Raw genomic sequence first — 17,430 nt, 5'->3', positions numbered from 1 at the left:
CTGAACGGCGCGTGCGGCGCTTGAACGGCGGCTTAAAACCGCCCGGCCGGGAGCCGGTTCAGCGCGGTGGCGGCGGTGCGATCACCTGGCGGTCGCCGTTGTGCTCGGGCGGGGTGACGATGCCGGCCGCTTCCATGGCCTCGATCAGGCGGGCCGCGCGGTTGTAGCCGATCTTCAGGCGCCGCTGCACGCCCGAGATGGACGCACGCCGGGTTTCGGTGACGACCCTCACCGCCTCGTCGTAGAGCGGGTCGGATTCGTCGCCGGCGGCGCCGGACTCGGGCAGGCCGGTCGGGCCGATCACCACGCCGTCGCCCATCGACTGCACCTCCTCCAGCACGCCCTCGATGTAGTCCGGGCCCTTGCTGTTCTGGCGCAGGTGCGCGACCACGCGGTGCACTTCCTCGTCGCTGACGAAGGCGCCGTGCACGCGCTCGGGCATGGCGGTGCCCGGCGGCAGGTAGAGCATGTCGCCGTTGCCCAGCAGCGTTTCGGCGCCGGACTGGTCGAGGATCGTGCGCGAGTCGATCTTGGAGCTGACCTGGAAGGCGATGCGGGTCGGGATGTTGGCCTTGATCAGGCCGGTGATCACGTCCACCGAGGGACGCTGCGTGGCCAGGATCAGGTGGATGCCGGCGGCGCGGGCCTTCTGCGCCAGGCGGGCGATCAGCTCTTCGACCTTCTTGCCGACGATCATCATCATGTCGGCGAATTCGTCGATGAACACGACGATGTAGGGCAGCGCCTCGAGCGGGCGCGGCACTTCGTCCAGGTCCGGGTTGGGCCGGAACAGCGGGTCCATCAGCGGCTGGCCGGCGTCCTGGGCGTCCTTGACCTTGCGGTTGAAGCCGGCCAGGTTGCGTACGCCGACCGCGCTCATGAGCTTGTAGCGGCGCTCCATCTCGGCCACGCACCAGCGCAGGCCGTTGGCGGCCTCCTTCATGTCGGTGACCACCGGCGCCAGCAGGTGCGGGATGTTCTGGTAGACCGACAGTTCCAGCATCTTCGGGTCGATCATCAGCATGCGCACGTCCTTGGCGCTGGCCTTGTAAAGAAGGCTCAGCACCATGGCGTTGACGCCCACCGACTTGCCCGAGCCGGTGGTGCCGGCGACCAGGAGGTGCGGCATGCGGGCCAGGTCGACCACCACCGGCCGGCCGGCGATGTCCTTGCCCAGCGCCATCGCCAGCGGCGAGGCCAGCTTGTCGTATTCCTTCGAGCGCAGGATCTCGCTGAGGTAGATCATCTCGCGGTGGCTGTTGGGGATTTCCAGGCCCACCACCGACTTGCCCGGGATGACGTCCACCACGCGCACCGACTTCACGCTCAGGCCGCGGGCGATGTCCTTGTCGAGCGAACTGATCTGGCTGCCCTTCACGCCCGGCGCCGGCTCCATCTCGAAGCGGGTGATCACCGGGCCCGGGTAGGCGCCGACGACCTGCACTTCGACGCGGAAGTCCTTGAGCTTGAACTCGATCTGCCGCGACAGGGTTTCCAGGGTTTCTTCCGAATATCCCTTGGGCTGTTCCTTGGGGTCGTCGAGCAGCGACAGCGGCGGCAGGCCCTCGCCGCCGCCGACGTTGAACAGCGGGATCTGCTGTTCGCGCTGGGCGCGCTCGGATTTTTCGATGACCGGCTTTGCCGGCGGCTCGATGCGCACCGGTTCGCGCTTGGCGCGTTTGGCCGAATCGACCTTGCGCACTTCCTCGCGCTCCTCGCGCAGGACACGGGCGCGCTGCCATTCGGCGGCCTGGCGGGTGCGCTTGCCCAGGCGTTCGTACAGGGCCAGGACCTTGCCGCCGATCCAGTCCATCAGGGCGAACCAGCTCAGGCCGGTGGCCAGGGTGACCGACATCAGCACCACCGAGATCAGGAACAGGTTGCCGCCCATGCCGCCGAACACCCGGCGCATCGAGGTGCCGACCAGCTGGCCCAGGATGCCGCCGGACCCTTCGGGCAGGTCGGGCGCGGCGCCGCCGAGGATGTGGGCCAGGCCGCAGGCCGAGACCAGGAAGCCGACGATGCCGACCAGGCGCAGCGCGGGGCCAAAATCGACCCGGCCGTCGCCGTCGGAATCGAGCCCGAAAAGTGCGATCCAGGCGATGCCACCGAGCACCAGCGGCACCGTGTAGGCGACGTAGCCGAAGAACCAGAAGGCCAGGTCGGCCAGGTGGGCCCCCACCAGGCCGCCGACGTTGTGCAGCGGGCCGGCCACCGAACCGGTGCGGGAAAGACCCGGGTCGTCGGTGTGGTAACTGAGCAGGCTCGCCAGCAGATACAGCAGCAGCGGCGAGAGAGCGACCAGCGCGAGTTCGCGCCAGAGTTTCTGGCGACGGTCCATGCCGGCGTTGGTGCTTCGATCTGGAGTGCGCGCCACCGAGAGAAAATGCCTCAGAAGGTCGTTATAGCTGGCTGTTTATACAGCAGTTTGCGTTATCACGCCCACTGCCCCCCGGGCGAGCCCCGGAACACTGAGGCCCCGGTGTTCGCCTTGATTTGCCTGGCCGTGGCCTACAAGCTACGTGGCCGTCGCGACAACTCCCCACGAACCTGAAGAATCATACATGACCGCCCCCAAACACTGCCGCCTGCTCATCCTCGGTTCCGGCCCGGCCGGCTATTCCGCCGCCGTCTATGGCGCCCGCGCCAACCTCAAGCCGGTGCTGGTGACGGGCCTGCAACAGGGTGGCCAGCTGATGACCACCACCGAAGTGGACAACTGGCCGGGCGATGCCCATGGCCTGATGGGCCCGGACCTGATGACGCGCATGCAGGCGCACGCGGAGCGGTTCGAGACCGAGATCGTATTCGACCAGATCCACACCGCCGACCTGTCGCGCCGGCCCTTCCGCCTGGTCGGCGACAGCGGTGAATACACCTGCGACGCGCTGGTGATCGCCACCGGCGCCAGCGCCAAGTACCTGGGCCTGCCCAGCGAACAGGCCTTCATGGGCAAGGGCGTGTCGGCCTGCGCCACCTGCGACGGCTTTTTCTTCCGCGACCAGGACGTGGCCGTGATCGGCGGCGGCAATACGGCCGTCGAGGAGGCGCTGTACCTGTCCAACATCGCCCGCAAGGTCTACCTGGTGCACCGCCGCGACAAGCTGCGCTCGGAAAAGATCCTGCAGGACAAGCTTTTCGCCAAGGCCCAGGCCGGCAAGGTCGAGATCATCTGGGACCACACCGTGGACGAAGTGCTGGGCGACGCCTCGGGCGTCACCGGCATGCGCATCCGTTCGACCAAGGACGACGTGGCCCGCGAGATCGCCGTGCAGGGCTTTTTCGTCGCCATCGGCCACACCCCGAACACCTCGCTGTTCGAGGGCCAGCTGGACATGCGCAACGGCTACCTGACGATCAAGTCGGGCCTGGACGGCAACGCCACCGCCACGTCGGTGCCGGGCGTGTTCGCCGCCGGCGACGTGGCCGACCAGGTCTATCGCCAGGCGATCACGTCCGCCGGCTTCGGCTGCATGGCGGCGCTGGACGCGGAAAAGTTCCTCGACAAGGAATGACAACCCGGCCTGCAGGAGCGCCCGAAGGCGCTCCTGCAAACTAACCATGCCCCCCGAACTCCGGCTCCACGACCGGCTCGACGACATCCCTGCCGAAGCCTGGGATGCCCTGCATGATGGCGCCAACCCCTTCATCAGCCACGGCTTCCTGGCGGGACTGGAGCGGCACGGATGCCTGCGTCCGGCCTGGGGCTGGACCCCGCGGCACGCCAGCCTCTGGCGCGACGGCGAACTGGTCGCGGCCGCGCCGGCCTACCTGAAGTCGAACTCGCACGGCGAGTTCGTTTTCGACCAGGCATGGGCCCAGGCCCACCATCGCTTGGGGCGGGAGTACTACCCCAAGTGGCTGGTCGCGGTGCCCTACTCCCCGGTCACCGGCCCGCGGCTGCTGGCCCGCGACCCCGACGACCTTCCCGTGCTCGCCGGCGCGATGCGCGACCAGTCGCTGCGCGACGGCCTGTCGTCCCTGCACGTGAATTTCCATCCGGAGACCGAGTCGCCCGCCTTCGGCGACGGCTGGCTGCGGCGTGATGATGTCCAGTACCACTGGCGCAACCGCGACTGGCCCGACTTCGAGGCCTTCCTGGCCGACCTGCAGCCGCGCAAGCGCAAGAACATCCGCCAGGAAAGGACCCGCGTCGCCCGCGACGGATTCCGGTTTCGCTGCGTGCATGGCGACGAGGCCAGCGAAGCCGACCTCGAGGCGATGTACTACTTCTACTGCCGCACCTTCGCCGACTACGGCAACCACCCGGCCCTGTCCCTGGCCTTCTTCCAGCACCTGGCCCAGGCCATGCCGCGGCAGCTGGTGCTGGTGCTGGCCGAGCGCCACGGGGAAATCGCCGCCGGCGCACTGTGCCTGCGCGGTGGCGACACGCTTTACGGGCGTTACTGGGGTGCCGTCGAGGCCTCGCCAGGCCTGCACTTCGAGGCCTGTTATTACCAGGGCATCGACTATTGCCTGCGCGAGGGCCTGCGGGTCTTCGAGCCCGGTGCCCAGGGCGAACACAAGGTCGCACGCGGTTTCCTCCCCGTCCTGACCCGCAGCCACCACTACGTGGCCGAAACCGCCTTTGGCGCGGCACTGGCGGACTGGTGCGGACAGGAGCGCCGCGCCGTCGCGGCCCATCGGGACGTGGTGCTGCGGCATCATCCCTACCGTGAGCTTCCTGCCGATCCCCCGCCTGCATCCTGAGCGCCCCGCGGATTTTCCGCCGGGGTCGATGGCGCTTGAGGAGCCCAACGGCCTGCTGGCCTGGGGCGGCGACCTTTCGCCCGAACGCCTGCGCGCGGCCTATCGCCAGGGCATCTTCCCCTGGTTCAGCGAAGGCCAGCCGCCGCTCTGGTGGTGCCCGGATCCGCGCGCTGTTTTCGAAACCACGGGCATCCGCCTGCCGGGGCGCTTTCGCCGACAGCTGCGAAAGAGTCCCTGGACCGTGCGGGCCGACACCTGTTTCGACGCCGTCGTCGCGGCCTGCGCACACGCACCCCGCCCCGGCCAGGACGGCACCTGGATCCTTCCGGCCATGCGCGAGGCCTATGGCCGGCTGCACCGGCTCGGGCACGCCCACAGCATCGAGGTCTTCGAGGGCGAGCGCCTGGTCGGTGGCCTCTATGGCGTCGCCTCGGGCGAGATGTTCAGCGCCGAAAGCATGTTCAGCGGCCAATCCGGCGGATCCAAGGTGGCGCTGGCAGCGCTGGGGCACTGGCTGGCCGGCTGGGGCTGGCCCCTGGTCGATGCCCAGATAAGCAACCCGCACCTGATGTCGCTCGGGGCCCGGGAAATTCCGCGGGCAAGCTACCTGGCGCGCCTGGGCGAGCTGGCGGAGCGTCCGGGCCGTCCCGGAAACTGGTCCGGACTGCCGCCGCTGCCGGCAGCATCACTGGCAGGCGTCAGCGGCGGTTAACCAAATTTTTGCAAGTGGGGCAAGGAGATGGCAGAATCACCGGCTTCCAAGCGCGGTTCCCCCGCCCAGCGAAACAGAGAATGTCCAAAGACGATTGCATTGAATTCGAAGGTACGGTTCTCGAGACCCTCCCGAACACCATGTTCCGGGTCAAGCTCGAGAACGGCCACGTGATCACGGCCCACATTTCCGGCCGCATGCGCAAGAACTACATCCGCATCCTGACCGGCGACAAGGTCAAGGTCGAGATGACCCCTTACGACCTGACCAAGGGTCGCATCACCTACCGCATGAAATAATCAGACGGTAGCGGGGAGCAGCTTCTCGGGCTCGGCCTGGGAATCGACCACCAGCTCCCCGTCGCGTACGTCCACGGACACGCGACCGCCGTTGGCCAGCTTGCCGAACAGCAGCTCGTCCGCCAACGGCCTCTTGATCCTGTCCTGAAGCAGACGCGCCATCGGGCGCGCGCCCATCTGCGGGTCGAAACCGTGCTGGGCCAGCCACTGCCGCGCTTCCGGCGTCGCCGAAAGGCTGACGTGCTTTTCGTGCAGCTGGGCTTCGAGCTCGATCAGGAACTTGTCCACCACGCGCAGGATGTGGTCCAGCCCCAGCGAGCCGAACTGGATGATCCCATCCAGGCGGTTGCGGAACTCGGGCGTGAACGCCTTGCGGATGACTTCCATCGCGTCGGTGGTGTGGTTCTGTTCGACGAAGCCCATCGTGCGGCGAGACGCCTGGGCGGCACCGGCATTGGTGGTCATCACCAGCACCACGTTGCGGAAGTTGGCCTCGCGGCCATTGGTGTCGGTCAGCACGCCGCGGTCCATGACCTGCAGCAGGATGTTGAACACGTCCGGGTGCGCCTTCTCGATTTCGTCGAGCAGCAGCACGCAGTGCGGGGTCTTGACGATCTTTTCGGTGAGCAGGCCACCCTGGTCGAAGCCGACGTAACCCGGGGGCGCGCCGATCAGGCGGCTCACCGAGTGGCCTTCCATGTATTCGGACATGTCGAAACGCACCAGCTCGATGCCCAGCTGCATCGCCAGCTGCCTGGTCACCTCGGTCTTGCCGACACCGGTCGGGCCGGCGAACAGGAAGTTGCCGATCGGCTTCTCCGGGCTGGCGAGGCCAGAGCGGGCCAGCTTGATCGCCGACACCAGGGTCTCGATGGCCGGGTCCTGGCCGAAGATGACCATCTTGAGGTTGCGCTCGAGGTTTTCCAGCACGTCCTTGTCCGATGCGCTGACCTGCTTGGTCGGGATGCGCGCCATCTTGGCCACGATCAGCTCGATTTCCTCGACATCCACGATCTTCTTTCGCAGCTCGTCGGTGAGCAGGCGCTGGCGTGCACCGGCCTCGTCGATCACGTCGATGGCCTTGTCGGGCAGCAGGCGGTCGTTGATGTGCTTGACCGAGAGGTCGACCGCCGCCTGCAGGGCGTCGGACGCGTATTCGACGTCGTGGTGCTGTTCGAAACGGGTCTTCAGGCCGTGCAGGATCGCCACGGTTTCGGCCACGGTGGGCTCGACCACGTCGATCTTCTGGAAACGGCGGGCCAGTGCGCGGTCCTTCTCGAAGACGCCGCGGTATTCCTGGAACGTGGTCGAACCGATGCAGCGGAGCTCACCGCTCTGGAGCACCGGCTTGATCAGGTTGGAGGCGTCCATCGTGCCGCCCGACGCCGAACCGGCGCCGATGATGGTGTGGATCTCGTCCACGAACAGGATGGCGCCCGGTTCCTTCTTGATCTGCTGGATCACCGCCTTCAGGCGCTTCTCGAAGTCGCCGCGGTACTTGGTGCCGGCCACCAGCGCGCCCAGGTCGAGCGAGTAGATGGTGGCGTCCTTGAGCACCTCGGGCACCTTGCCCTCGACGATGCGCCAGGCCAGGCCCTCGGCCAGCGCGGTCTTGCCGACGCCGGCTTCGCCGACGTAGAGCGGGTTGTTCTTGCGGCGCCGGCAAAGCACCTGGATGGTGCGTTCGACCTCTTCCTCGCGGCCGATCAGCGGGTCGATCTTGCCCTCGCTGGCCAGCTGGTTGAGGTTGGCCGCGAATTCCTCGAGCGGATTGCCCTTGGTCTCTGCGCCTTCCTCGCCCTCGGGCTTGGCTTCGGGCGCGGGCTTGTCTTCGCTGGCTTCGCCGATCTTGGCGATGCCGTGGGAAAGGTAATTGACCACGTCCAGGCGGGTGATTTCCTGCTGGTTGAGGAAATACACCGCGTGCGAGTCCTTCTCGCCGAAGATCGCGACCAGCACGTTGGCGCCGGTGACTTCCTTCTTGCCCGAGGACTGCACGTGGTAGACCGCGCGCTGCAGCACGCGCTGGAAACCCAGGGTCGGCTGCGTGTCGCGCGGATCGTCGGTGGGAAGCACCGGTACGGTGTCGGCGATGATCTGGCGAAGCCCGGTGGCCAGGCGCGGCTGGTCGGCCCCGCAGGCCTTGAGCACGCCGGCGGCGGACGGGTTGTCCAACAGCGCCAGCAACAGGTGCTCGACCGTCATGAACTCATGGCGGGCTTCGCGGGCCTGCTTGTAACACTGGCCGATGGTGTACTCGAGGTCCTTGCTGAACATGCTCTACTCCGGAACGTTTGCTCCGATATGGGGCCAGCCTAGGCTTTTTCCATGGTGCACAAAAGGGGGTGCTGGTGCTCCCGGGAGAACTCGTTGACTTGCGTTACCTTCGATTCAGCCACTTCGCGCGTGTAGACGCCGCAAACGCCCTTGCCCCGGGTGTGGACGTGCAGCATCACCTGGGTGGCCTGTTCGCGGTTGAGGGCGAAGAAAACCTGCAGGACCTCGACCACGAAGTCCATGGGCGTGAAGTCATCGTTGAGCAGGACAACCTGGTACAGCGGCGGGCGGACGACCTCGGGCTTGGCGGTCTCTACCGCCACGCCGTGGTCGTGTTCGCGTTCGGGTGGGCGATTCTGGGGCATGGGGCAAGTATAAGATGGACGGGCCGGATCCCGCCGGCAACCGACCCGGAGCGCCTACATGCCTATTCGCCTCGCCCTTCTCGCCCTTGCCCTTCTGGCCACCCCCGCCCTTGCCGCGAACCATGACGCCGTCGTGAAAGCCCAGCTCGAATCCAAGGGAACGCCCTTCACGATCGATGAAGACGGCGACTTCCGGATCACCGTGCGCGTGAACGACGACCGCACGCAGCTGGTCTGGGTCCGGTCCGCGGTCGAATCCACCGACCATTTCAAGGTCCGCGAGATCTGGTCGCCGGGCTACCGCGCCCCGTCCGGCGATTTCACCCCCGCCATCGCCAACGACCTGCTCGAGCGCAGCAACAACCTCAAGCTCGGCGCCTGGGTGAAGCAGGAAGACGTGGCCATGCTGGTGATCAAGATCCCGGCCAGCGCCAGCGCCGACGCGCTTGACGAGGCGATCGACCTGGCCGCCGCCTCGGCCGATGCCGTCGAGCGCGAACTGCTGGGTTCCGACGAGCTTTGAACTACCGCAGCGGCCGCTTCTGGCAACCCGACGTCACCGTCGCCACGGTGGTCGTGCGCGACGGTCGCCTGCTGGTGGTCGAGGAACAGGTGCAGGGGGCGCTGGTCCTGAACCAGCCCGCCGGCCACCTCGAACCCGACGAGAGCCTGCTCGAGGCCGCCCGCCGCGAAACCCTGGAAGAAACCGGCTGGGAGGTCGAACTGACCGCCTTCATCGGCGCCTACCAGTGGGCGTCGCCGGCCGACGGCAAACACTTCCTGCGCATGGCCTTCGCCGCCGAACCGCTTCGCCACGACCCCGACCTGCCGCTGGACGAAGGCATCGTGCGGGCGCTGTGGCTGACGCCGGGCGAACTGGCGGCCGAGTCGGCGCGCCACCGCAGCCCGCTGGTCTGGAAGGTCGCCGAAGACTTCCTGGCCGGGCGGCGGCTGCCCCTGAATGCACTGAACCACGTCGGATGAGCACCGCCCGGGTCATCGTCGGCCTGTCCGGCGGCGTCGATTCATCGGTGGCCGCGCTGCTGCTCAAACGCCAGGGCGAGTCGCTGGCCGGACTGTTCATGCAGAACTGGGACGACGACGCCCAGGAAGGTGCCAGTACCGCGGGAGGCGGGAAGCCGGGAGCGGACGACAAGGGCAACTGCCGGGCCGAAGACGACCGCCGGGACGCCCTGCGCATCGCCGGCCTGCTGGGCATCCCCTTCCACAGCCGCAACTTCGCCGCCCAGTACTGGGCCGATGTTTTCCAGCACTTCCTGGACGAATACCGGGCCGGGCGCACGCCCAACCCGGACGTCCTGTGCAACCGGGAAATCAAGTTCAAGACCTTCCTCGACGAAGCCCGCGCCCTGGGCGCCGAAGCCATCGCCACCGGCCACTACGCCCGGGTCGAACAGCGCGACGGCCACTGGGCCTTGCTGCGCGGCGTCGACACCGGCAAGGACCAGAGCTATTTCCTGCACCAGCTGGGACAGGAGCAACTGGCGGCCACGCTGTTCCCGATCGGCCACCTGCCCAAGGCCGAGGTCCGCCGGCTGGCCGCCGAAGCCGGGCTGCCGACGGCGGCGAAGAAGGACTCCACCGGCATCTGCTTCATCGGCGAGCGCGACTTCCGGGAGTTCCTGGGCCGCTACCTGCCGGCCCGCCCGGGCGAAATCCGCGACCCCGACGGCGTGGTCGTCGGCGAGCACGCCGGCTGCTGGTACTACACCCTTGGCCAGCGCGAAGGCCTGCACATCGGCGGCGTTCGCGGCCGTCCGGCCGCGCCCTGGTTCGTCGTGGGCAAGGACGTGGCCAACAACGTGCTGGTCGTGGACCAGGGCGGCGACAGCCCCTACCTGCTCTCGACCCGCCTGCGTTCGGAGCCGGCGCACTGGGTCGCGGGTGCGCCCCCGGCGACCCGCTTCGACTGCACCGCCAAGACCCGTTACCGCCAGGACGACCAGGCCTGCCGCGTGGAGGTGGACGCGGACGGTACGCTTTCCGTAGCCTTCGCGTCCCCGCAGCGCGCGGTCACGCCCGGCCAGTCCGTGGTCTTCTACCGCGACGATGAATGCCTGGGTGGCGCCGTGATCGCCGCCACCGACGCCCCCCTGGAAAGGAAAACCGCCCCACCATGAAGGATCGCGCCCTCGCCCTCGCCGGCCTGCTGCAGGCCGTGCAGCTGGTGCAGCAGATGGCCCAGACCGGCCAGGCCCAGTCGGAACCGCTGGCGGCCAGCATCGACAGCCTGTTCCGCTTCGACGCCGAAACACCCGAAGCCGTCTTTGACGGCGCACACAAGCTCAGGCCCGGGCTTGAGCGCCTTGCCGGCCAGCTCGACGGCGGCGCCGGCCGTGACGCGGCCCTGACCCGCATGGCCATGACCGTGCTGCACCTGGAGCGCAAGTTCATCAAGCACCATCGGGCGCCGGGCGCCGTGCACGATGGCCTGGAGGAGATCGCCCGCCAGCGCGAGCACTTCGGACCGTCCCACCCCACCGTGCTGGCGAGGCTGGGCGAGCTGTACGCCAACGAGGTCTCGCCGGTCGGGCCGCGCGTGCTGGTGCAGGGCAACCCGGTTTACCTGGGCCAGCCCGACGTGGTCGGCGAGGTACGCGCCACCCTGCTGGCGGCACTGCGTGCCGCCGTGCTCTGGCGCCAGCTGGGCGGCAGCTACTGGGACTTCCTGGTCGGCCGTCGCGCCCTGGCGCAGGCCACCCGTGAATGGCTCGACGCCACGGCCTGAGGCCGGCGCGGCGCGGCGGCGGCCCGGACGGGAGGGTACGGACTAAGGCATAATACGGGGCTAACCAGCCCCCGGAGCCTGTCCATGAGCGACTCCTTCGCCACCCGCGACCAATTGGCCGTCAACGGCAAGTCCTACACCTTCTACAGCCTCGAAAAACTGGGCCAGCGCTTCGACCTCAAGCGCCTGCCCTACTCGATGAAGATCCTGCTCGAAAACCTCCTGCGCTGCGAAGACGGCGGCATGACGGTGGGCAAGGACCACATCGAGGCCGTGGCCACCTGGGACGCGAAGAAGGAGCCGGACACCGAGATCGCCTTCATGCCGGCGCGCGTGGTGCTGCAGGATTTCACCGGCGTGCCCTGCGTGGTCGACCTGGCCGCGATGCGCGACGCCGTGGTCAAGCTCGGCGGCAACGCCGACCAGATCAACCCGCTCATTCCCTCCGAACTGGTCATCGACCACTCGGTGCAGGTCGACGTCTTCGGCAAGCCCGAGGCACTGGACCTCAACGGCAAGATCGAATTCCAGCGCAACCAGGAGCGTTACAGCTTCCTGCGCTGGGGCCAGAAGGCCTTCGACAACTTCAAGGTCGTGCCGCCCAACACCGGCATCGTGCACCAGGTCAACCTCGAGCACCTGGCGCGCGTGGTCATGACCGGCGAGAAGGACGGCGAACTGGTCGCCTACCCGGATACCGTGTTCGGCACCGACTCGCACACCACCATGATCAACGGCATCGGCGTGCTGGGCTGGGGCGTGGGCGGCATCGAGGCCGAGGCCGCGATGCTGGGCCAGCCGAGCTCGATGCTGATCCCGCAGGTCGTGGGCTTCAAGCTCACCGGCAAGCTGCCCGAGGGCGCCACCGCCACCGACCTGGTGCTCACCGTCACCCAGATGCTGCGCAGCCTGGGCGTGGTCGGCAAGTTCGTCGAGTTCTATGGCGAAGGCCTGGACCACCTGCCCCTGGCCGACCGCGCCACGATCGCCAACATGGCCCCGGAATACGGCGCCACCTGCGGCATCTTCCCGGTCGACGAAGAATCCCTCACCTACCTGCGCCTGTCCGGTCGCGACGAAGAGCAGGTCGCGCTGGTCAAGGCCTACGCACAGGCCCAGGGCCTGTGGCGCACCCCGGGCCAGCCGGAAGCCGAATACAGCGCCACCCTGCACCTGGACATGGCTGAAGTGAAGCCATCGCTGGCCGGTCCCAAGCGCCCGCAGGACCGCGTGCTGCTGACCGACCTCAAGCGCAACTTCGAGCAAAACCTGGCCGGCCTGACCGCCAAGCGCAAGCCGACCAACGGAGAAGTGGCGCGCATGGACGCCGAAGGCGGCCACCAGCCGCAGGCCGACCACCTGGCCGTCCGGCCGGTGTCGAAGCTGCGCATCCAGGACCAGGACGTCGAGATCACCGACGGTTCGGTGGTCATTGCCGCCATCACCTCCTGCACCAATACCTCCAACCCGGCCGTGATGCTGGGCGCCGGCCTGCTGGCGCGCAACGCCGCCGCCAAGGGCCTCAAGGCCGCGCCGTGGGTCAAGACCTCGCTCGGCCCGGGTTCGCTGGTGGTCACCGATTACCTCAAGAAGGCCGGCCTGCTCGACGATCTCGAGAAGCTTGGTTTCTACGTCGTCGGCTACGGCTGCACCACCTGCATCGGCAACTCCGGCCCGCTGCCCGAGGAAGTGTCCGAGGCCATCGCCCGGAACGACCTGGTGGCCACGTCGGTGCTGTCTGGCAACCGCAACTTCGAGGGCCGCGTGCACTCGGAAGTGAAGATGAACTACCTGGCCTCGCCGCCGCTGGTGGTGGCCTACGCCATCGCCGGCACGGTCGACATCGACCTGAGCACCGAGCCGCTGGGCACGGGCAGCGACGGCAAGCCGGTGTACCTCAAGGACATCTGGCCCAGCAACAAGGAAATCGGCGACTTCATCGCGCGCACGGTCGGCCCGGAGATGTTCAAGGCCAACTACGCCAACGTCTTCGCCGGCGACAGCCGCTGGAACCAGATCCAGTCCCCGGACGGCGCCAAGTTCGCCTGGGACGAGGCTTCCACCTACATCAAGAACCCGCCCTACTTCGACGACATGAAGATGGATGTCGGCCCGATCACCGACATCCACGGCGCGCGCGTGATGGGCCTGTTCGGCGATTCGATCACCACCGACCACATCAGCCCGGCCGGCAACATCAAGGCCAGCTCGCCGGCCGGCAAGTTCCTGCAGGGTCGCGGCGTGCAGCCGGCCGACTTCAACAGCTACGGCTCGCGCCGCGGCAACGACGACGTGATGGTGCGCGGCACCTTCGCCAACATCCGCATCAAGAACCTGATGCTGGGCGGCGAAGAAGGCGGCAATACGATCCACTATCCGTCGGGCGAGAAGATGCCGATCTACGACGCGGCCATGAAGTACAAGGCCGATGGCGTGCCGCTGGTCGTATTCGCAGGCAAGGAATACGGCACCGGTTCGTCGCGCGACTGGGCGGCCAAGGGCACGAACCTGCTGGGCGTTAGGGCAGTGATCGCGGAAACCTTCGAGCGCATCCACCGCTCGAACCTGGTCGGCATGGGCGTGCTGCCCTGCCAGTTCCTGGACGACCAGAACGCGCAGAGCCTGGGCCTGAAGGGCGACGAGGTGGTCGAGATCATCGGCCTGGACGATGGCAAGGCCCGCCAGGCCACCGTGGTGGCCAAGCGCCCGGACGGCACCGAGATCCGTTTCCAGGTGCAGGTGCTGCTGCTGACCCCGAAGGAAGTCGAATACTTCCGCCACGGCGGCATCCTGCACTTCGTGCTGCGCCAGCTGGCGGCCCGCAAAGCCGGCTGATCCGGCGCTCCCGACGGAGCGCCTTCAGGCGTGAAGCAACGGCCCGCGCAAGCGGGCCGTTCTTTTTTGGCCCTCCGGCCTTCGTCGGTCGCTACCTTGCGGCTGGGCCACCCCCTTCCCGGGAAGCCAGGCGGCGGGTTCCACCACGAGAATTATTCCCAATCCGCGGAGATCAGCTTCCACTCGCCGCCTTCCAGGCGCCAGCCGGTTTTCACCTGGTAGACCTCGGCACGTTCAGGCATCCAGCCGGTGCCGCCCCGGGCCGCCGCGGTGAAATTCACCCGGGCCCGGTCCTGCCCGACCAGCTCCACCTCCAACGGCCCCAGGCTCACCCCGACCTGCCGGTTGCGCAGCCAGAGCAGCGCCAGGTAACGCCGGAAGCGGTCGCGGTCCATGCCCTCCGGGCCGGCGAAATCGGCCGCGAAATTTTCCACCAGCGCGTCGCTGTCACGCGCTTCGGCCGCCGCTTCCATGGCCGCGATCGTTTCGCGCAGGGCCTGTTCCGGCGGCGTCCGGGCGCAACCCGCGGCCACCACGATCAGCGCCAGGGCCAGGCAGGTGAAGACCGCGCGAAACCATACGCCGCGCGCCTTGCCTGGCTTCGGGCGGTATGCTCCAATCGAGCGAATACTCCAATTCCGTTCATGTGCGCGCAGCGCCCGGCGGGGAGTATCGGCATCGGGTATCAAGGGGAAATGCATGGGTTTCGAACGTCCTTGGCTGGCCAATTATCCGAAGGGCATCGGTCCTGAGGTCGACCTCGAAAAGTACGCCTCCATCGTTTCGGTGCTGGAGGAGACGTGCCGTCTTTACCGCGACAACCCGGCCTTCGCCAACCTGGGCAAGAAACTCACCTACGCCGAGGTCGATGAGCTCAGCACCCGGTTCGCAAACTACCTCCTGCACGAGCTCAAGCTCAAGAAGGGCGATCGCGTCGCCCTGATGATGCCGAATATCCTGCAGTACCCGATCGCCATCTTCGGCGTGCTGCGCGCGGGCCTGACGGTCGTCAACACCAATCCGATGTACACGGCGCGCGAACTGCGCCACCAGCTCACCGATTCGGGCGCCAGCGCCATCGTCGTGCTGGAGAACTTCGCCCACGTGGTCGAGGAAGTGGTGGCCGACACGCCCATCAAGCAGGTCATCGTGACCGGCGTCGGCGACATGCTCGCCTTCCCCAAGGGCGCCCTGGTCAACTTCGTGCTGCGCCACGTGAAGAAGCAGGTGCCGGAGTACAGCCTGCCCGGCCACGTGCGTTTCAACGACACCCTGGCCAAGGGTGCTGGCAAGACCCTGCCCGCCATCGAACTGCGCGGTGAGGACATCGCCTTCCTGCAGTACACCGGCGGCACCACCGGGGTCGCCAAGGGCGCCATGCTGACCCACCGCAACCTGGTGGCGAACATGCAGCAATCGTCGATCTGGATCGGCACCAACGCGACGATGGGCAAGGAAGTCATCGTCACCGCGCTGCCGCTTTACCATATCTTCGCGCTGACGGCGAACTGCCTGGTCTTCATGAAGTTCGGCGGACTCAACCACCTGATCACCAACCCGCGCGACATGCCGGGCTTCGTGAAGGAACTCAGCCGGATCCCGTTCACCGCCATCACCGGCGTCAACACCCTCTTCAACGGCCTGCTCAATACCCCGGGCTTCGACAAGATCGACTTCTCGCGCCTGCACCTCACCCTGGGCGGCGGCATGGCCGTGCAGCGCGCGGTGGCCGAACGCTGGAAGAAGGCCACCGGCATCACCCTGGTTGAAGCCTACGGCCTGACCGAAACGTCCCCGGCCGCCTGCATCAATCCGATGGACCTGCCGGAATACAACGGCTCGATCGGCCTGCCGATCCCGTCCACCGACGCCTGCATCAAGGACGACGAGGGCCGCATGCTGCCGGTCAACGAGGTGGGCGAACTGTGCATCCGCGGCCCGCAGGTGATGGCCGGTTATTGGCAGCGCCCCGAGGAAACCGCCAAGGTGATCGACGCCGATGGCTGGCTGCACACCGGCGACATGGCCAAGATGGATCCGCAGGGCTTCTTCTTCATCGTCGACCGCAAGAAGGACATGATCCTGGTCTCGGGTTTCAACGTTTACCCGAACGAGGTCGAGGACGTCATTGCGCTGATGCCGGGCGTGCTCGAGGTTGCGGCGGTGGGCGTGCCCGACGACAAGTCCGGCGAAGCGGTGAAGGCCGTCATCGTGCGCAAGGACCCCGCGCTGACCGCCGACCAGGTAAAGGCCTTCTGCAAGGAAAACCTGACCGGCTACAAGCTTCCGCGCTACGTCGAGTTCCGCGACGAGCTGCCCAAGTCCAACGTCGGCAAGATCCTGCGCCGCGAGCTCAGGGACTCGGCGGCCAAGGCCTGAGCCCCCTCTGGGTGGGGGGGCCGCCTACACCATTTCAGGGGCGGTTTACAACCCGGGCTGAATGAGGTCTAGAATCGGGCGAAGGAGCCCTAACGGTTCCTTAACTGCCGCCCGGTTCCACGTGCCATTCGGGCGGCTCCAGAGCCCCGAGCCCCGAGGACACGCCCATGAGCCCCGTAATCGAACTCCACAATCCCCGCCCCTTCTCCTATCGCACGCTGCGCACCCAGGAAGACCCGGGAACGCGCACCAGCTGGATGTACATGCACGCCGAGCGTGCCCATGACGGCAGCCGCCGCCGCCCCTGTTTCACCCTGGACCTGATGAAGGACATGCGCGACTACCTGGCCGGGGTCGGCCAGCGCAGCCAGCAGACCGCCATCGACGGCCGCGAACCGGGCCTGGACCACCTGGTGGTGACCTCCGATGCCAGCGCCTTCAACCTGGGCGGCGACCTCGAGCTTTTCGCCCGCCTCATCCGCGAGCGCGACCGCAGCTCGCTGCTCGCCTATGCCCGCATGTGCGTGGAGGGCGTCTACCACCTGCACACCCAGCTCGGAGGCCGGGTCGACACCGTGGCCCTGGTCCAGGGTGACGCCCTGGGCGGTGGCCTCGAACTGGCCCTGTCCTGCCAGACCATCGTCGCCGAGGAAGGCGTGGGCATGGGTTTCCCGGAGGTGCTGTTCGACCTGTTCCCGGGCATGGGCGCGTATTCCTTCCTGTGCCGCCGGGTCAGCCCGGCCCAGGCCGAAAAGCTCATGCTCGACGGCACCGTCTACACCAGCGAGCAGATGTACGACATGGGCATCGTCGACCTGGTAGTGCCCAAGGGTCAGGGCGTGCAGGCGGTCCAGGACCTGCTGCGCAGCCATCGCCGCGCCCCGCATGCTCGCCTGGCCATGCAGCACGTCCGCGAATACGCCCGGCCGGTGACCTTGGAGGAGCTGATGCGCATCACCGAGATCTGGGTCGATACCGCGCTGCAGCTCGGGGAAAAGTCCCTGCGCACGATGGAGCGACTGGTCCGGGCGCAGGAGCGGCGCGCCAGCGAAGCGGGCGCCGCCACGTCCCTCGCCGCCGCACTCTGACGCGCCCCGGGCCCGG

At 67.4% G+C, this 17,430-nt stretch carries 15 protein-coding genes; 11 read left to right on the top strand and 4 right to left on the bottom strand.

Annotated elements, in window-relative coordinates:
* Positions 1-58: 58 nt before the first annotated feature.
* Positions 59-2,341 carry a DNA translocase FtsK gene (locus tag ACYVJH_RS02720; RefSeq protein ID WP_460453119.1) on the bottom strand — a complete coding sequence of 761 codons (2,283 nt, stop codon included), beginning with the start codon at positions 2,339-2,341 and terminating at the stop codon, positions 59-61.
* 223 nt (positions 2,342-2,564) lie between these two features.
* On the opposite strand from ACYVJH_RS02720, the gene trxB reads away from it, so the two are divergent.
* From trxB to infA, 4 genes are all read left to right on the top strand, one after another.
* Entirely contained in the window at positions 2,565-3,515 is a 951-nt protein-coding gene (gene trxB, locus ACYVJH_RS02715) for a thioredoxin-disulfide reductase (RefSeq protein ID WP_460453118.1), read from the top strand.
* Positions 3,516-3,561: 46 nt separating this feature from the next.
* Positions 3,562-4,710: a GNAT family N-acetyltransferase gene (locus ACYVJH_RS02710; protein WP_460453117.1), complete on the top strand. Its 1,149-nt coding sequence runs from the start codon at positions 3,562-3,564 to the stop codon at positions 4,708-4,710.
* A 28-nt stretch (positions 4,711-4,738) separates the two neighbouring features.
* Positions 4,739-5,422 (top strand): leucyl/phenylalanyl-tRNA--protein transferase, encoded by a 684-nt coding sequence (aat, locus tag ACYVJH_RS02705; RefSeq protein WP_460453116.1) that lies wholly within the window; start codon positions 4,739-4,741, stop codon positions 5,420-5,422.
* 80 nt (positions 5,423-5,502) lie between these two features.
* On the top strand, positions 5,503-5,721 hold the full coding sequence (gene infA / locus ACYVJH_RS02700) for a translation initiation factor IF-1 (protein ID WP_034220409.1): 219 nt from the start codon (positions 5,503-5,505) through the stop codon (positions 5,719-5,721).
* Here infA and clpA read toward each other — a convergent pair whose 3' ends face one another.
* Both clpA and clpS read right to left on the bottom strand, forming a co-directional pair.
* The gene (gene clpA / locus ACYVJH_RS02695) at positions 5,722-7,998 is read right to left on the bottom strand and encodes an ATP-dependent Clp protease ATP-binding subunit ClpA (protein WP_460453115.1); all 2,277 of its coding nucleotides are present in this window, start codon (positions 7,996-7,998) and stop codon (positions 5,722-5,724) included.
* 38 nt (positions 7,999-8,036) lie between these two features.
* Entirely contained in the window at positions 8,037-8,363 is a 327-nt protein-coding gene (clpS, locus tag ACYVJH_RS02690; RefSeq protein ID WP_460453114.1) for an ATP-dependent Clp protease adapter ClpS, read from the bottom strand.
* Between the two features lie 58 nt (positions 8,364-8,421).
* Here clpS and ACYVJH_RS02685 point away from each other — a divergent pair, with 58 nt between their 5' ends.
* The 5 genes from ACYVJH_RS02685 to acnA all read left to right on the top strand — a co-directional run bounded on the left by ACYVJH_RS02685 (position 8,422) and on the right by acnA (position 13,947).
* Positions 8,422-8,886, top strand: coding sequence for a hypothetical protein (locus tag ACYVJH_RS02685; protein ID WP_460453113.1), 465 nt, complete (start codon positions 8,422-8,424; stop codon positions 8,884-8,886).
* A complete protein-coding gene (locus tag ACYVJH_RS02680; protein WP_460453112.1) occupies positions 8,883-9,347 on the top strand; it encodes an NUDIX hydrolase in 465 nt (154 codons plus the stop codon). The genes ACYVJH_RS02685 and ACYVJH_RS02680 overlap by 4 nt, the downstream gene beginning before the upstream one ends.
* Positions 9,344-10,504: a tRNA 2-thiouridine(34) synthase MnmA gene (gene mnmA, locus ACYVJH_RS02675; RefSeq protein ID WP_460453111.1), complete on the top strand. Its 1,161-nt coding sequence runs from the start codon at positions 9,344-9,346 to the stop codon at positions 10,502-10,504. Before ACYVJH_RS02680 ends, mnmA begins: the two co-directional genes overlap by 4 nt.
* Entirely contained in the window at positions 10,501-11,112 is a 612-nt protein-coding gene (gene hflD / locus ACYVJH_RS02670; RefSeq protein WP_460453110.1) for a high frequency lysogenization protein HflD, read from the top strand. Before mnmA ends, hflD begins: the two co-directional genes overlap by 4 nt.
* A gap of 84 nt (positions 11,113-11,196) precedes the next feature.
* Entirely contained in the window at positions 11,197-13,947 is a 2,751-nt protein-coding gene (gene acnA, locus ACYVJH_RS02665) for an aconitate hydratase AcnA (protein WP_460453109.1), read from the top strand.
* A 152-nt stretch (positions 13,948-14,099) separates the two neighbouring features.
* Here acnA and ACYVJH_RS02660 read toward each other — a convergent pair whose 3' ends face one another.
* Positions 14,100-14,648 (bottom strand): nuclear transport factor 2 family protein, encoded by a 549-nt coding sequence (locus tag ACYVJH_RS02660; RefSeq protein ID WP_460453108.1) that lies wholly within the window; start codon positions 14,646-14,648, stop codon positions 14,100-14,102.
* Between ACYVJH_RS02660 and ACYVJH_RS02655 the strand changes: the two genes are divergently transcribed.
* Together ACYVJH_RS02655 and ACYVJH_RS02650 are read left to right on the top strand one after the other, a co-directional pair.
* The gene (locus ACYVJH_RS02655) at positions 14,647-16,326 is read left to right on the top strand and encodes a long-chain fatty acid--CoA ligase (RefSeq protein ID WP_460453107.1); all 1,680 of its coding nucleotides are present in this window, start codon (positions 14,647-14,649) and stop codon (positions 16,324-16,326) included. The two genes, ACYVJH_RS02660 and ACYVJH_RS02655, sit on opposite strands and share 2 nt — an antisense overlap.
* A 167-nt stretch (positions 16,327-16,493) precedes the next feature.
* Entirely contained in the window at positions 16,494-17,414 is a 921-nt protein-coding gene (locus tag ACYVJH_RS02650) for a crotonase/enoyl-CoA hydratase family protein (RefSeq protein ID WP_460453106.1), read from the top strand.
* Positions 17,415-17,430: the final 16 nt, after the last annotated feature.

This window comes from Arenimonas aestuarii (assembly GCF_054781715.1).
The sequence above is the reverse complement of the archived record's forward strand: the minus strand, read 5'-3'. Positions and strand labels throughout refer to the sequence as shown.

Excerpts from the sequence above, each read along its gene's own strand:
- ACYVJH_RS02655 (WP_460453107.1), top strand. The coding sequence starts at position 14,647 with ATGGGTTTCGAACGTCCTTGGCTGGCCAATTATCCGAAGGGCATCGGT.
- ACYVJH_RS02650 (WP_460453106.1), top strand. The coding sequence starts at position 16,494 with ATGAGCCCCGTAATCGAACTCCACAATCCCCGCCCCTTCTCCTATCGC.
- clpA (WP_460453115.1), bottom strand. The coding sequence starts at position 7,998 with ATGTTCAGCAAGGACCTCGAGTACACCATCGGCCAGTGTTACAAGCAG.
- hflD (WP_460453110.1), top strand. The coding sequence starts at position 10,501 with ATGAAGGATCGCGCCCTCGCCCTCGCCGGCCTGCTGCAGGCCGTGCAG.
- trxB (WP_460453118.1), top strand. The coding sequence starts at position 2,565 with ATGACCGCCCCCAAACACTGCCGCCTGCTCATCCTCGGTTCCGGCCCG.
- aat (WP_460453116.1), top strand. The coding sequence starts at position 4,739 with ATGGCGCTTGAGGAGCCCAACGGCCTGCTGGCCTGGGGCGGCGACCTT.
- acnA (WP_460453109.1), top strand. The coding sequence starts at position 11,197 with ATGAGCGACTCCTTCGCCACCCGCGACCAATTGGCCGTCAACGGCAAG.
- ACYVJH_RS02685 (WP_460453113.1), top strand. The coding sequence starts at position 8,422 with ATGCCTATTCGCCTCGCCCTTCTCGCCCTTGCCCTTCTGGCCACCCCC.
- ACYVJH_RS02660 (WP_460453108.1), bottom strand. The coding sequence starts at position 14,648 with ATGCATTTCCCCTTGATACCCGATGCCGATACTCCCCGCCGGGCGCTG.
- clpS (WP_460453114.1), bottom strand. The coding sequence starts at position 8,363 with ATGCCCCAGAATCGCCCACCCGAACGCGAACACGACCACGGCGTGGCG.
- ACYVJH_RS02710 (WP_460453117.1), top strand. The coding sequence starts at position 3,562 with ATGCCCCCCGAACTCCGGCTCCACGACCGGCTCGACGACATCCCTGCC.
- infA (WP_034220409.1), top strand. The coding sequence starts at position 5,503 with ATGTCCAAAGACGATTGCATTGAATTCGAAGGTACGGTTCTCGAGACC.
- mnmA (WP_460453111.1), top strand. The coding sequence starts at position 9,344 with ATGAGCACCGCCCGGGTCATCGTCGGCCTGTCCGGCGGCGTCGATTCA.
- ACYVJH_RS02720 (WP_460453119.1), bottom strand. The coding sequence starts at position 2,341 with ATGGACCGTCGCCAGAAACTCTGGCGCGAACTCGCGCTGGTCGCTCTC.